Origin of the sequence: Mesorhizobium sp. (assembly GCF_041661565.1) — a bacterium.
GTDB lineage: Bacteria > Pseudomonadota > Alphaproteobacteria > Rhizobiales > Rhizobiaceae > Mesorhizobium.
In genome coordinates, this window is the sequence record NZ_JBAZUD010000030.1 from 25,635 (window position 1) to 39,265 (window position 13,631).

The following is a 13,631-nucleotide window of genomic DNA, read 5'->3' on the forward strand; positions in this document are numbered from 1 at the left end:
CGACAGACGGGCGGACAGGCTCGCCAACCAGGCCGATTTCGCCTAAGCTCGCGGCAGCTTTCGCGATGGAGAGTCCGTGCCATGACGTCATATCCTGGGCGCCTTGCCCTTGCCGTCGCATGCGTGATCAGCGCCGGCGCGGTCCATGCCTGGGCGGAGGGTGGCGGCGATCTCGTGGTGTTCGACTGGTCGGGCTACGAGGATCCGCTGCTGCATCCCGCCTACACCGCCAAATACGGCGCCGAGCCGACCTTCGCCTTCTTCGGCGACGAGGATGAAGCCTTCGAGAAGATGCGGGCCGGGTACAAGGCGGACGTTGCGCACCCCTGTTCGCAAAGCGTGGTCAAATGGCGCGAGGCCGGCATGTTGCAGCCGCTCGACACTTCGAGGATATCAGGCTGGAAGGACCTCAATCCCGGCATCATGGCGATGAAGGACCTCGCCACCACCGCCGACGGCAAGGCCTGGTTCATGCCTTTCGACTGGGGCAATACCTCGCTCCTCTACCGCACCGACAAAGTGACGGCCGATGAGGCGCAGTCGCTGCGGATCTTCGCCGATCCGAAGTTCAAGGGCCGCGTCACCATCGGCGACAATGTCGACGACGCCTATGCGCTGGCAAGCCTGGTCATCGGGCTCAAGGACTGGACCCAGATGACGGACGCGCAGTTCAAGGAGGCGTCCGCCTTCCTGCGCGATGTGCACAAGAACATCCGCTTCTACTGGACCGACGACACCGACCTCAACCAGGCGTTTATCGGCAATGAGGTCGATCTCGTCTGGGGCTGGAACGAAACCTTCGTCACGCTGAAGGGGCAGGGCATGCCGATCGCAATGAACCGCGGCACCAAGGAAGGCATTTCGACCTGGGTGTGCGGCTATGTGCTGATGAAGGATGCGCCGGGCAAGCTCGATGAAGCCTATGATTTCCTGAGCGCGGTCAACGCACCCGGCGTCTCGGACTACATGGTCAAGACCTTCGGCTACGGCCATGGCAACGGTGCCGGCATGGCCGCCATCGACCATACGGTGCTGGCCGACCGCGGCTTCGACAATCTCGACACGTTTCTCGACAAGACACTGTTCCAGCAGCCGGTGGCGCCCGACCTCAAGCAGCGCATGATCGCCGAGTTCGAGAAGATCAAGGCCGGCTATTGAAGACCGAATTCGAGCGAACGGATGTCGTCATCGTCGGCGCCGGCTTCACCGGCCTGTCGGCGGCGCATGCGCTGAAGGCGGCCGGCGTCGACTTCCTGCTGCTCGAGGCACGCGACCGCGTCGGCGGGCGCGTCGAGGCCAGACAGAATGGGCTGGGCGAGCGTATCGACAGCGGCGGCCAGTTCCTGTGCCAGGACATGCCGGAGCTGATGGCCCTGGTCGAGGCTTACGGCAAGACGCTGGTCGAGACCTATGTCGACGGCGAATTCCTGGCACAACCAGCGATGAGCGAGGCCGCGGCCGAGCGAACCTATCTCGCCTCAATGGCGATTCGCGAGCGCATGAATTCGATCTCTCCCGATGATCCAGCCATTGCCGGCTTGACCGTGGCGACCTGGCTCGACAGCCAGCAAGATCCCGAAGACGCAAAGGGCGCCTTCCGTTCGATGATCGAAGGCCTATGGTGCCTGGCATTGGAAAAGGTGCCGCTCTGGTACCTGATCGACAATGACCGGCGCGTTACCAACGAGGTGCCGGAACTGCAGTATTTTCTGCGCGAGACCATGCAGTCGCTGGCCGAGGATCTTGCCGGCGATCTTGGCGGACGGGTGCGGCGGTATGAGCCGGTCTTTCGCATCGAACATGGGCAGGACGGTGTTCGCGTCACTTCGGCCAATGGCACGATCGCGGCGCGGGCGGCACTGATGGCCTTGCCCCCGGTGACGGCCTCGAAGCTCGATTTCGCGCCCGCCTTGCCGGCGACGACAGAGAGAGCACTCGGCGTCTGGGAGAGCGGCATGGCGATCAAATTGCTGCTGCGCTACGCCAAACCATTCTGGCGCGAGCGCGGCCTGAGCGGGATGGTGATGTGGCGCGACCCACCGGGCCTGTTTGCCTGCGACGCCGGCATGGATGGGGACCATGCGGCGCTCGTCGTCTTTGTCGGCGGACCGCTGGCGCTGCGGTGGCGTGGGTCCGGGGACGCGGTGCTGCGCGGCGAAGTGACGGCAAGGCTGACGCGAGCGCTTGGACCTGACGCGGCCGAGATACTGGATATCAGCATTCGCGACTGGACGGGCGACCGCTGGAGTGGCGGCGCCTACAGCGACCTCATCGTCGATGTGACGGCGAGGGATGCCGAGCGAACGCTTCTGGCCGGCGCGCCACCAGTGCATTTCGCAAGTTCCGAGCTGTCGCCTTCATTTCCGGGTTACATCGAAGGCGCCATCGTCGCCGGACGCATCGCCGCGCATAAAATCGTGGCGGAGCTTCAGTCGGCCATCGCCACCAGGGCCTCGGGGTCATAGGCGAGGCGGATCGAGGTGCCGACCGGGATATCGTCGGCGCCGAAATCGTTGGTCTCGGTGACCGACAACGGTTTCTCCAGCCCCGGGATCTCGACGATCAGATGGGTGATCTCGCCGAAATAGTGGCGTTCGACGACCTTGCCGGCGACCTCGAACTTGGCCGTCGCATTGTCCCACAGCACGCGCAGGCGTTCCGGCCTGATGCCGAGCGTGGCCGCGCCGCCATTGCGCACGAAAGCCTTTGGCTTGTCGGTCTTGATCCTGCCGAAGCCCAGCGTGTCGACGACCAGCGAGGCGCCGTTCTCCTCGACGATCTCGGCCTTGACGAAGTTCATGCCGCCGAGGAAGTCGGCGACCTGGCGGTTGACCGGCCGCTGGTAGATTTCCTTGGGCGTGGCGACCTGCGCTATTCTGCCGCCGAACATCACGGCGATGCGGTCGGACATGGCCAGCGCCTCATACTGGTCGTGGGTGACCAGGACGAAGGTGATGCCGACAGCCTGCTGAAGGCGGCGCAGTTCGACCTGCATCTGCTCGCGCAGCTTCTTGTCGAGCGCCGAGAGCGGTTCGTCGAGCAGCAGGACCTTGGGGCGCATCACCAGCGCCCGGGCGAGGGCGACGCGCTGACGCTGGCCGCCGGACAGTTCGGTGGCCAGCCGCTTGCCGAGGCCGGTGAGCGAGACCTGCGCCAGCGCCTCCTCGACGCGGCGCTTCTCCTCGCCGCCCTGCAGCTTCAGCCGCTTCAGGCCGTAAGCAACGTTCTGCTCGACATTGAGATGCGGGAAGATCGCGTAGCTCTGGAACACCATGTTGGTCGGCCGGCGGTTGGCCGGGATGCCTTCCATGGATTGCCCGTCAACCGAGATCGAGCCGCTGGTCGGGTTGTCGAAGCCGGCGATCATGCGCAGCAGCGTGGTCTTGCCGCAGCCGGATGGGCCGAGCAGGGAGAAGAACTCGCCCTCCTTGATGGTGAGCGAAGCGTCGTCCAGCGCCTTGAACGCCCCATAGCTGCGGGTGACGTTGCGGATCTCGATCATGGCCCGGTCGGAATGTGGCCGATCGGCCGGCGATGGCTGCGGCTGCTCAGGCATAGAGGCCTCCCTCGTTCTGGGTGCGTCTGGCCGCGCGGCGACGCAGGATTTCGGCAATCGTCATCAGCAGGAAGGAGGCGACGAGCAGCAGCGTGCCCAGCGCCAGCACGCCCGGCAGCTTCGCCGCGAAGCGCAACTGGCCCCAGATGTAGATCGGCAGCGTCGCCTCGGTGCCGGTGAGAAAGAAGGCGATGATGAATTCGTCGAGCGAGATGGTGAAGCAGACCAGCAGACTCGAGATGATGGCCGGCGCCACCATTGGGAGCGTCACCCGCCGGAAGGTGCCGAAGGCGCTCTCGCCGAGATCGGCGGAGGCTTCCTCCAGGCTGCGGTCGAAGCCCTCGAACCCAGAGGTCAGCACGGTCATCGAATAGGGGATGCAGACCAGCACATGGCCGAGCACGACGGTGAACAGTGACAGGCTCAAGCCCAATTGCAGCATCACCAGCAGCATCGAGATGGCGACGATCACCTCGGGCAGCACCAGCGGAGCCATGATGAGGCCGTTGATGGTTCGGCGGCCGGGGTAGCGGTAGCGGGTGATCGAACGGGCGGCGAGGATGCCGAGGACGGTGGACAGGATCGCGGCTGACACTCCGACGACGAGGCTGTTCCAGGCTGCGTCGAGCAGGGCCGGCGTGCGGGGCAGGTCCTCGTACCAATGCAGGGTGAAGCCGGAGAGCGGAAATTTCGGCGTCGCCGCCGTGTTGATCGAGAAGATCGGCAAGAAGATGACAGGCAGATAGAGGAAGACGACGTAGAGGAATGCATAGGCCGGCAGCCAGCCGCCGGACAGGAAGCGCCGCACCGCCGTCATCGCGCCAGCCTTTGCACGGCGCGGATGACCAGCACCGTGGCGCCCGCCATCAGCGTCACGATGACCATGGTGGTGACGGACAGGGCAGCCCCAAGCGGCCAGTTGGAGGCCTTGCCGAACTGCGCCTGGATGGCGTTGGCGATCATGACGCCGTCCTTGCCGCCGACCAGCTTGGGCGTGACATAGTCCCCGACGGTCGGGATCATGACGATCAGCGCCGCCGAGATGACGCCGGGCGCCGACAGCGGCAAGGTGACACGCAGGAAAGAACGCAACGGGCCGTCGCCAAGGTCCGTTGCCGCCTCGACCAGTGTTCGGTCGACCTTTTCCAGCGAAACGAAGATCGGCAGGATGGCGAAGGCCGCCCAGGCATGGGTGAGCGTGATGATGACGGCGGTCGAATTGTAGAGCAGCGCCGTCGACGGTTCGTCGATGATGCCGAGGCCCATCAGGCCGGAATTGAGCACGCCATTATAGCCGAGGATGACCTTCCACGACATCACGCGCAACAGGTAGCTGGTCCAGAACGGGATGGTGATGAGGAACAGCCAGAGGCTCTTGTGGCGGCCGCCATGGAAGGAAATGAAATAGGCGATCGGATAGGCCAACAGGACGGTGAGCAGGCTGACCGTCAGGGAGATGTAGAGCGAGCGCCACAACAGGTCGCGGTAGATGGGCTCGGTCAGCGCGACGCGGTAGTTCTCCAGCGTGAAGGTGCGGTCGATGGTGAGATAGTGCTGCGTCCAGAAGGAGTGCGCGATGACCACGAGGATCGGCAGCACCAGAAGGATGAGGGCGTAGATAAGGGTTGGGCTGATCAAGGCGAGGCCCTGGACGGGTTCGGACCGCAGAAGGGCATTTCGTCTGGCCCGCGTCATGCGCAACGGGAGCGACCCTTCCGCGGCTACCGTCATTGCAAAGCTCCGGAGGGCAGGGCTCCGGGCATGATCTCGGTTGCTGGCCTGGACTGTCCCGCCATGCGGCATCCCATCGTGCTGGCGCCGGCTGCCTGTTCCCAATTTTGTTTTGGAGCGCGATCGACCGCAAAACCGGTGACCGCTTTTGCTGGTCGCGCCCCTAGCTTGCCGGCTTTCTTTGATCATGCGCGCATCCGCGCATTGAAATCAAGCGCTAATTCTGCGATATTGATTGAACGACCATTCAAAATGAAGTGAAGAAAGCCGGCATTTTCAGAGCTTGGCGCCGACCTTCGTCTTGATGGAGTTTTGTCACTGGGCATGCGAGGCGATGATGGCGGCTGTACGGGATCTGAGAGCGAGGGAAACCACCGAGGTCGGCGGTGACGATGCGATCGAACTGGGCAAGCGCCATCTGATCCAGCCTTGGCCCTATGCCGGCTCTGTCGGCGCGGAGGCTCGCGCGCTGATCGGCGAGGGCGACGGCATCTACATCACCGACAGCTCCGGCAAGCGGCTGATCGACGGGCCCGCCGGCATGTGGTGCGTCAATGTCGGCCACCGCCGCGAGGAACTCGCCAAGGCGATGTACGACCAGGCGATGGCGCTGTCCTACAACACGCCCTGGTACACGATGAACGCACCCTCTGCGGAGCTTGCCAAGCGCATCGCCGGGCACGCACCGGGTGATCTCAGCCACGTCTTCTACACCACGGGCGGCTCTTCGGCCGTCGAGACGGCGCTGCGCTTCATGCAATTCTACAACAATGTCCGGGGACGGCCGGAGAAGAAGCTGATCCTCAGCCGGGGCGGCGCCTATCACGGCTCGACCTATCTTTCCGCTTCGCTCAACGGCCGGCCGCGCGACCGCGACTGGATGGACGGCGCCGACGAGTTGGTGGTCAAGCTGTCCTCGCCAGATCCGTTCCGCCGTCCGCAGGGCATGAGCCTTGCCGCCTTCACCGATTTCCTGGTCGATCAGTTCCGCGACACGGTCGCGCGCATCGGCGCCGACAGGATCGGCGCTTTTGTCGGCGAGCCGGTGCAGGCCTCCGGCGGCGTCGTCATACCGCCGGATGGCTATCTCAAGCGCATCCGCGAGATCTGCTGGGAGAACGATATCCTCTATGTCTCCGACGAGGTGGTGACGGCCTTTGGCCGGCTCGGCCATGTCTTTGCCTCGGGCGACGTATTCGGGATCGATCCGGACATGATCACTTTCGCCAAGGGCGTCACCTCTGGCTATTTCCCGCTCGGCGGCGTCATCATCTCGGAACGCCTGCTTGAGGAATTGCGCCGGTCGAACCACCCCGATGCGATGTTCGGCCATGGCCTGACCTACACCAGCCATCCCATCGGCTGCGCCGTGGCGCTGAAAAACCTCGATCTGCTGGAGGAGGACGTGCTTGCCCACACGCAAGAGGTCGCGCCCTATTTCCAGGCGCAACTGAAGACCCTGGAAGAGCTGCCGCTGGTCGGCGAGGTGCGGGGCATGGGGCTGATGGGTTGCGTCGAATGCGTTGCGGACCGCGAAAGCAAGGATCCGCTGCAGCTCGACAAGGATGTCGGCAAGCGCATCGACGCGCACTGCCACGAACTCGGTCTGCTGGTGCGGCCGCTGATCAACATGTGCGTGATGTCGCCGCCGTTGATCATCACCCGCGAGCAGATCGACGACATGGTCGACATCCTGCGCGAAGGCATTTCGCGCACGATGGACGATCTGCGCAAGGAAGGCGTGTGGCGGGGGTGAAATCCCTCTCCCTGAGCGGAGGGCGGCCCCCATTCGCTGAATGACGCGGCTCTGGATTTCAAGCGGCGGCGCGTTCGCTGGCGGGCCGACGCCGCAGTGCGGGCTGGAGGATGGCTGGCGGGTTGTAGTTGGCTTCGTTCAGGCCCACGTCCGTTCCGGGCGGGACGATCTGGTCGATCCGGTCGAGAATGTCATCGCCGAGGCGAATTTCGGCGCCGGCAAGCAGATCGTCGAGATGCGGCATGGTGCGCGGCCCGAGAATGGCCGACGTCACGCCTGGATGAGCCATCACGAAAGCCATCGCCATGTGGGTGAGCGATAGGCCCGCCTCTTCGGCCAGCGGGATGAGTTGCTCGACCGCGTCCAGGCTGCGCTCATCGGACATTTGCCTCGGCATGTATTTCACGCGCAGGCTGTCGGGCTGGGGCTGGCCCTTGCGGTAGCGCCCGGTGAGCAACCCCTTGGACAATGGGCTCCAGACCATCGCTCCCATTCCGTAGCGCTCGCAGACGGGAAGCACTTCGCGCTCGATGCCGCGGTCGAGGATCGAGTAGGGCGGCTGTTCCGTACGGAAACGGGCGAGCCCGCGCCGCTCCGCGGTCCACTGCGCCTCGACGATCTCGGAGACGGGAAAGGTCGAGGATCCGATCGCACGCACCTTGCCAGCGCGCATCAGGTCGGTGAGCACGGACAGGGTTTCCTCGACGTCGGTATCAGGCGCCGGCCGATGAACGAGATAGAGATCGATATGATCGGTCTGCAGGCGGCGCAGCGACGCTTCCAGTGCCTGAACGATCCAGCGTCGCGAGTTGCCCTGGCTGTTAGGGTCCTCGCCCATGGGGCCGTGCACCTTGGTGGCCAGCACGACCTTGTCGCGCCGGCCTTCCAGCGCCTTGCCGACGATCTCCTCAGATTCGCCACGGCTATAGCGGTCGGCGGTGTCGATGAAGTTGATGCCTGAATCCAAGGCTTTGTGGATGATCCGGATGCAGTCGTCGTGGTCGGGATTTCCCAATCCGCCGAACATCATGGCGCCCAGGCAGTAGGGGCTGACCTTGATGCCGGTTCGTCCCAGCGCGCGATACTGCATGATTTTCTCCTTGGTTTATGGCTGTGGCCAATGCCGCCCGACTGTGCTACCCGGTCTAACCGGAACGGTATTCCGCTTTATACGGAACAATGTTCCGTTTATCAAGCGGGTATAACGTGACGGGCAGGACAGACGATTCCAAAAGTGGCCTCGAGCCTTCGAACCAGCCGGAGCAGCGCGTGCGCGCAGACGCGCGGCGCAATCTCGACACGTTGCTGCAGACGGCCATGGCGGTCTTCGCCAGTGCCGGGGTGGACGCGCCCGTGCGCGAGATCGCGGAGAAGGCCGGCGTCGGCATCGGCACCGTCTACCGCCACTTTCCGCAGCGTTCCGATCTGGTCGCCGCGGTCTTCCGCCGCGAAATCGACGCCTGCGCCGATGCTGCGGCGGTCCTGTCGGCCAAGCACGCGCCCTTCGAAGCGCTGGCGGCCTGGATGCAGCGATACACGGCCTTCGTTGCTGCCAAGCGCGGGCTGGCGAAGGCGCTGCACTCCGGGGATCCGGCGTTCGACACTCTGCCGGGTTACTTCGACCAGCGGCTGCGGCCAGCCCTGCGCAAATTGTTGGAGGCGGCTACCGCCGCTGGCACGGTTCGGCCCGATGTCGATGCCGACGAGCTTCTGGGCGCTGTGGCCAGCCTGTGCATGTCAGCCCACAACGTCGGAAGCGGCCGTGCCGAACGCATGGTCGCACTGCTTGTCGATGGGCTGCGGCACGGCGCGAAGTCGCCGTAGCGAACTGGCAACCGCAACGTTGTGCTTATTCCTGAAGTGAGCGCGTGATCCGGACGCGCCTCGTCTACGAGCGCGACCTGAGCGCGTCGTTCAAATTCCACATGTCCTTTTCATCGGGCGCGGTCTCCAGCCCGAGCACCGGCAGCATCTTGCGCAGATGGTCGTGATGGGTGCGCACGCCATATTCGAGGTCCGAGAGGTAAAAGCCCTCGAAGGCTTCGGACAGCATGGATTCGTTCGACCACACCGAAAGCTGGACGTCTTCCGACATGGTGTCGCGGTCGATGCGGAAGGACAGGTAGCGGGCGGCGGCCTGTTCGCGGCTTTCGTCGCGGTAGCGATAGATGGCGCCGCGCAGCAAGGTCTCGCCGGTCGACAGCGGAAACTCCTGGTAGAATTGCACCGATTCCGGCATCACCGAAATGACGGCGTTGGGGAAGATGCCGTAATAGACCCAGGCCTTCTTCAGATGGTCCGGCAGATGCGCCGGCTCGGGCGCGATCTTGACGTAGTTCCTGACGCTCCAGCGGCGGCCGGCATGCGGGTTGTAGGTGGCGAAGGAGCGCGACACGCCGTTGATGAACGGCTCGTCGAAATAGGTCGCGCCATAGAGATCCTGCAGCGCCGGATGCGCCATGGCGACGTGATAGCCCTCATTGTCGACATCGCGCACCGACTTCCAGTTGACCGGCGTCTTCTGGTTCCAGATGCCCCAGGACGGCACCATGTCGGCGGCTTTGTAATGCGCGAATTCTGTTTCGATCGGTTTCATCAGTTCGGCGACCGAGGGTTGAGGGCCGCCCTTGCGGAATCGGATGAAGATGAAGCCCATCCAGACTTCGAGGTCGAGCGGCATCAGGCCGAACTCGGTTTTGTCGAGGTCTGGGAACGAGCGCGGCCGCGCGGCGCCGCGCAAGGTGCCGTCGAGATTGTAGACCCAGCCGTGGAACGGGCACACCAGCGCGTTCTTGCAATTGCCCTGGCTGTCGGCGACGACGCGGCTGCCGCGGTGGCGGCACATGTTGTTGAAACCGCGCACGACACCGTCCTTGCCGCGCACGACCAGCGCGCGCTCTCCGACGACGTCCATGGTCAAATAGTCGCCGGCGTCCGGAATGTCGGAAACATGGCCGACGATCTGCCAATGGTTGCGGAAAACATGTTCCTTCTCGAGTTCGAGAAGGGCATCGGAATGGTAACTCCAGCCCGGCAAGCCCCTCCGGTCCCAATCGTTGGGGATCGCCACGTCACGCAGGTGCGGGTTCATGTCCGTCTCTTCTTTTTATTGAATACTCATTCAATAAAATCATATTTCGCATTGAAATGCAATGGCTTGTGAACATCGGGGCTATTCCGCGGTGTCATGCGCGCGTCATTTTCACACGCAATCGGCGGGGCCAGACAACCAAAAAATCACGGAGTATCCGGGTGTTAGACAGGTTGTCGTGGCCCTGCCCTGAGGGAGTTCGCGACGCCGCCCGGCGGACAGGACAGGCCGCATTGACGACCATCGATCTTGTCTCTCCGGCTGGCCGCGCACGAGCAGCCGCTGCCGACACTGCATTGAACGCGCCTGACAGCATGGCGGGCGCGGCTCGAACGGCCGGCAAGTAAGCCGTTTCGAACCGGTTACATCAATCGCTCGGTCCCATCTTCGCGTCGTTACAAAGTGCGACTAGGTTCGTTTCATCACAAAAAGAAGATCGACGAAGGGAATGGCGATGCATGCGAAAACACACCCGAACAGCGGCGAGCACCGCTTCCAGGCTCCGCAACGCGGTGATCGCCGCCCGAAGCTGGCGCTGCGGCAGCGCGGCAGCGACCACCCCATGGCGATGTACATGGTGCTGGCTGGTTGCGCCTTCGCCGGCATGGCGCTCGCACCGACGGTCGGGCCGGCCTTCGCCTCGCTGAACCCGCCGGCCAACGTCGTCGATGGCGCGCCAACGACGATCAGGACCGCGCGCCTGCCGATGCCGGCGATCGATTTCGCCTGCAAGGGGCAGTCCTGGGGCGCCGAGAGCATGGACTGCCTGCGCGCCATCGCCGAGCAATCCGGGACGCGCAAGACCCGCGCGATCCGCATAATCGCCAATGTCGCGCCGCTGGCCACCACACCCAACATTTTCTGATCTTGCCAAGGCATGATCCGAAAGCTGTTCCCAATTCGGGATGATGCCCTGACCTCCCCGAGCGCTTCCTCCAGCGCTCTCCTCGGCTCCCGCCCTCAGTCGGTCGGGAGCCGTTTTTTATCCCTCCACAGCCGCCTGTTCGGCTATGGCCGACAGCACGCTGCGCACATCCAGCGTGCTGAACGGCTTCTCCAGGATCTGCGGCCGCTGCCGCGCCGGCAGCGCCTCGATCTCGGCCTTGGCGCCGATCAGGTCGCCGGTGACCAGCACGAAGCGCCGCGCCAGTCCCGGCCTTTCGGCAAGCAGTTCGCGATAGATCGCCATGCCCCCCGTGCCTGGCATACGCAGGTCCGAAAAGACAATGTCCGGCGGCATATGGCCACTCAAGGTGGTGTCCGCCGAGTCCCAGCCGGGCGCGATCCGTGACTTGATGCCCATCAATTCGAGAATATCGGAAAGCGACCCGGCGACATCGGGCTCGTCGTCGATGATCAGGGCATGGCGCAGGCCGCTCGAACGCGGCTGGTTTTCGCCGGCTGCGGCAATGCCGGTCGCGATGGCCGGCAACTGCACGACAAAACGCGCGCCTTTCGGCAGCACTTCCTCGAACCAGACATTGCCATTGTGCCGCTCGATGATCGATTTCGAGATCGACAGGCCGATACCGGTGCCGACACCCACCGGCTTGGTGGTGAAATAGGATTCGAAGATGCGCCCGCGTATCGCTTCCGGCACGCCGGGGCCATTGTCCTCCACCGAGAAGCCGGGATTGCCACGCTCGCTGCGGAACGTCCGCACCTTGATCTGCCGTTCCCCGGCGATGCCGGCAAGCGCATGCTGGCTGTTGATGAGGAAATTGGCGGCCACCTGCGTCACGTGGTCGGCATCGGCCATCGCCAGCAGTGGGCCCGTGGCGAAATCGGTGTCGATGACGATGCCGCTCGACCGCGCGCCATAGGCGGTCACTTCCAGCGCGGCGCGGATCACCTGGTTGAGGTCGGTCTCGGCCTGCGCCGCGGGGTGCAGGCGGACCATGGAGAGGAAACTCTTGACGATGCGGCCGCACCGCTCGGCGGCGGCGCGCACTTTCTCGGCACGAACCTTGGTCTGCGGGTCGGAGGCGAATTCGTGCAGCAGCGTCGACTGCGCCACCACCACGGCCAATGGATTGTTCAGTTCGTGCGAGACGCCGGCGAGCAACGACCCCATCGCCGCCATCTTCTCGTTCTGGTGCAGCTTTTCGCGCTGGCGGCCGATCTCCTCCTCGGCGCGCAACTTGTCGCGCAGGTCGCGGATCGAGCCGAAGATGAGGCGGCGATCGGCAACCCGCATTTCGGTCGCCGTCAACTCGATCGGGAACACCTCGCCGGCGGCGTTCTGGGTCACCGTCTCCAGCCGGTGACCGACCATCGGCGCACCGCGGCCGGACATGTATTCGGCCCCGGACGAATAGCCCTTGCGGTAATATTCCGGCACGACCGTGTCGAGCAGGTCCTTGCCCAGAATATCGCTGCGCGCGAAGCCGAACATCTTCTCGGCGGCCGGGTTGAATTCGATGATCGAACCGGTCTCGTCGATGACGATGATGGCGTCGAGCGAGGCCTGCAGCATGGTGCGGCGAATGACTTCGCTGGCATGGGCATCGGAGGGCGATCGTTCGATGGCATCGCCGATGGCGAGCGCGATGATGTGCAGCGTCGCCTCTTCCTCATCGGTCCACTCGCGCTCATGGACGCAGTCATTGACCGCCAACGTCCCCCACAGATGGCCGTGGGCGAAGACCGACACCGACAGAAACGATTTGATGCCCTGCTTCTCGAAGTCGGTGCGCAGAAAACCTTCCAGGTCGCGTGTATGGCCGGCGAAGATCTTGCCTTGCCGTTCGTCCTCGGCCAGCCGTTCCAGCAATGGATCGGAATTGACGACCGACTGCATGATGACCGTCGGAGACGCCAGCTCACCCCCGAAAGCCGGATTGATCCAATAGGCGGCGACCGACTGGGCGAAACCCTGGCCGGGCAGTTCGCGCAGGCGGAACAGGATGCCACGTTGGCAATCCATGGCCCGGCAGAGCGTCTCCAGGATACTATCCGTTTCGCGCTGCCAGTCGCCGGCCTCGCGCAGCCGGCGAACGACGCGCACGGCGGCCATCGCCGCGCCCTGCCGGGTGCCTTGCATCTCCGTGCCCGCTGGTTCAGCGCTCATTCTGGCCGTCATTCCAGGTCATGCCACTTCAATCGGCGCCAATGGCGGCAACCCCACCTCGCCGATCTCGATGCTCAGTTGCCGTCGCCGGTCGGCAGCGAGAAGATATAACCTTCGCCGCGCACCGTGCGCAGGAATTTTGGATTGGCGGGATCCGCCTCGATTTTCTTGCGCAGGCGCATGATGCGAATGTCGACGGCGCGCGATGATTCCGGATCCTCCGTGAAACCGATCGCCTCGGAGATCGCGGCGCGCGTCAGCAACCGGTTGGCCCGGGTCAGGAAAACTTCCAGGACGTCGAATTCGCTCTTGGCCATGTCGATCACCGTGCCATTGGCGCCGGTCACAAGCCGGCCGTCGAGATCGGCCAGGAACGGACCGAAAGCCAGGGAACGACGGTCAGTCTTCGCCTTTTTCTGCAGCGGCC

12 protein-coding genes are annotated in these 13,631 nt (G+C 64.1%); 5 read left to right on the forward strand and 7 right to left on the reverse strand.

The features are described from left to right. Positions 1-81: 81 nt before the first annotated feature. Together WC739_RS07985 and WC739_RS07990 are read left to right on the forward strand one after the other, a co-directional pair. Positions 82-1,158 (forward strand): extracellular solute-binding protein, encoded by a 1,077-nt coding sequence (locus WC739_RS07985; RefSeq protein WP_372952481.1) that lies wholly within the window; start codon positions 82-84, stop codon positions 1,156-1,158. Beyond that, positions 1,155-2,465 carry a flavin monoamine oxidase family protein gene (locus WC739_RS07990; protein WP_372952482.1) on the forward strand — a complete coding sequence of 437 codons (1,311 nt, stop codon included), beginning with the start codon at positions 1,155-1,157 and terminating at the stop codon, positions 2,463-2,465. Before WC739_RS07985 ends, WC739_RS07990 begins: the two co-directional genes overlap by 4 nt. On the opposite strand, the gene WC739_RS07995 is transcribed toward WC739_RS07990, so the two are convergent. The 3 genes from WC739_RS07995 to WC739_RS08005 are packed head-to-tail and all read right to left on the reverse strand — an operon-like array spanning position 2,429 to position 5,287. Further along, positions 2,429-3,502 (reverse strand): ABC transporter ATP-binding protein, encoded by a 1,074-nt coding sequence (locus WC739_RS07995; protein ID WP_372952493.1) that lies wholly within the window; start codon positions 3,500-3,502, stop codon positions 2,429-2,431. The genes WC739_RS07990 and WC739_RS07995 overlap by 37 nt on opposite strands. 46 nt (positions 3,503-3,548) lie before the next feature. Continuing rightward, on the reverse strand, positions 3,549-4,373 hold the full coding sequence (locus WC739_RS08000; RefSeq protein ID WP_372952483.1) for an ABC transporter permease: 825 nt from the start codon (positions 4,371-4,373) through the stop codon (positions 3,549-3,551). Then, positions 4,370-5,287 (reverse strand): ABC transporter permease, encoded by a 918-nt coding sequence (locus WC739_RS08005; protein WP_372952484.1) that lies wholly within the window; start codon positions 5,285-5,287, stop codon positions 4,370-4,372. Before WC739_RS08005 ends, WC739_RS08000 begins: the two co-directional genes overlap by 4 nt. A gap of 337 nt (positions 5,288-5,624) precedes the next feature. On the opposite strand from WC739_RS08005, the gene WC739_RS08010 reads away from it, so the two are divergent. Then, positions 5,625-7,043 carry an aminotransferase gene (locus WC739_RS08010; protein ID WP_372952485.1) on the forward strand — a complete coding sequence of 473 codons (1,419 nt, stop codon included), beginning with the start codon at positions 5,625-5,627 and terminating at the stop codon, positions 7,041-7,043. A gap of 58 nt (positions 7,044-7,101) precedes the next feature. On the opposite strand, the gene WC739_RS08015 is transcribed toward WC739_RS08010, so the two are convergent. Beyond that, positions 7,102-8,133, reverse strand: a complete 1,032-nt coding sequence (locus tag WC739_RS08015; RefSeq protein ID WP_372952486.1) for an aldo/keto reductase — start codon at positions 8,131-8,133, stop codon at positions 7,102-7,104. A gap of 89 nt (positions 8,134-8,222) precedes the next feature. Between WC739_RS08015 and WC739_RS08020 the strand changes: the two genes are divergently transcribed. Beyond that, entirely contained in the window at positions 8,223-8,867 is a 645-nt protein-coding gene (locus tag WC739_RS08020) for a TetR/AcrR family transcriptional regulator (protein WP_372952487.1), read from the forward strand. A gap of 64 nt (positions 8,868-8,931) precedes the next feature. On the opposite strand, the gene WC739_RS08025 is transcribed toward WC739_RS08020, so the two are convergent. Continuing rightward, positions 8,932-10,134 carry an aromatic ring-hydroxylating dioxygenase subunit alpha gene (locus WC739_RS08025; RefSeq protein ID WP_372952488.1) on the reverse strand — a complete coding sequence of 401 codons (1,203 nt, stop codon included), beginning with the start codon at positions 10,132-10,134 and terminating at the stop codon, positions 8,932-8,934. A 454-nt stretch (positions 10,135-10,588) separates the two neighbouring features. On the opposite strand from WC739_RS08025, the gene WC739_RS08030 reads away from it, so the two are divergent. Then, entirely contained in the window at positions 10,589-10,999 is a 411-nt protein-coding gene (locus tag WC739_RS08030; RefSeq protein ID WP_372952489.1) for a hypothetical protein, read from the forward strand. A 117-nt stretch (positions 11,000-11,116) separates the two neighbouring features. Here the strand turns inward: WC739_RS08030 and WC739_RS08035 are convergent, their stop codons facing one another. Both WC739_RS08035 and WC739_RS08040 read right to left on the reverse strand, forming a co-directional pair. Continuing rightward, positions 11,117-13,204 (reverse strand): PAS domain S-box protein, encoded by a 2,088-nt coding sequence (locus tag WC739_RS08035; RefSeq protein ID WP_372952490.1) that lies wholly within the window; start codon positions 13,202-13,204, stop codon positions 11,117-11,119. Between the two features lie 74 nt (positions 13,205-13,278). Beyond that, positions 13,279-13,631: helix-turn-helix domain-containing protein (locus WC739_RS08040; protein ID WP_372952491.1), on the reverse strand; the 353-nt coding region annotated here is incomplete at its 5' end.

Coding starts and splice junctions, on each gene's coding strand:
- WC739_RS08025 (WP_372952488.1), bottom strand. CDS start 10,134: ATGAACCCGCACCTGCGTGACGTGGCGATCCCCAACGATTGGGACCGG.
- WC739_RS07995 (WP_372952493.1), bottom strand. CDS start 3,502: ATGATCGAGATCCGCAACGTCACCCGCAGCTATGGGGCGTTCAAGGCG.
- WC739_RS08020 (WP_372952487.1), top strand. CDS start 8,223: ATGTTCCGTTTATCAAGCGGGTATAACGTGACGGGCAGGACAGACGAT.
- WC739_RS07985 (WP_372952481.1), top strand. CDS start 82: ATGACGTCATATCCTGGGCGCCTTGCCCTTGCCGTCGCATGCGTGATC.
- WC739_RS08030 (WP_372952489.1), top strand. CDS start 10,589: ATGCATGCGAAAACACACCCGAACAGCGGCGAGCACCGCTTCCAGGCT.
- WC739_RS08035 (WP_372952490.1), bottom strand. CDS start 13,204: ATGAGCGCTGAACCAGCGGGCACGGAGATGCAAGGCACCCGGCAGGGC.
- WC739_RS08015 (WP_372952486.1), bottom strand. CDS start 8,133: ATGCAGTATCGCGCGCTGGGACGAACCGGCATCAAGGTCAGCCCCTAC.
- WC739_RS08000 (WP_372952483.1), bottom strand. CDS start 4,373: ATGACGGCGGTGCGGCGCTTCCTGTCCGGCGGCTGGCTGCCGGCCTAT.
- WC739_RS08010 (WP_372952485.1), top strand. CDS start 5,625: ATGGCGGCTGTACGGGATCTGAGAGCGAGGGAAACCACCGAGGTCGGC.
- WC739_RS08005 (WP_372952484.1), bottom strand. CDS start 5,287: ATGACGGTAGCCGCGGAAGGGTCGCTCCCGTTGCGCATGACGCGGGCC.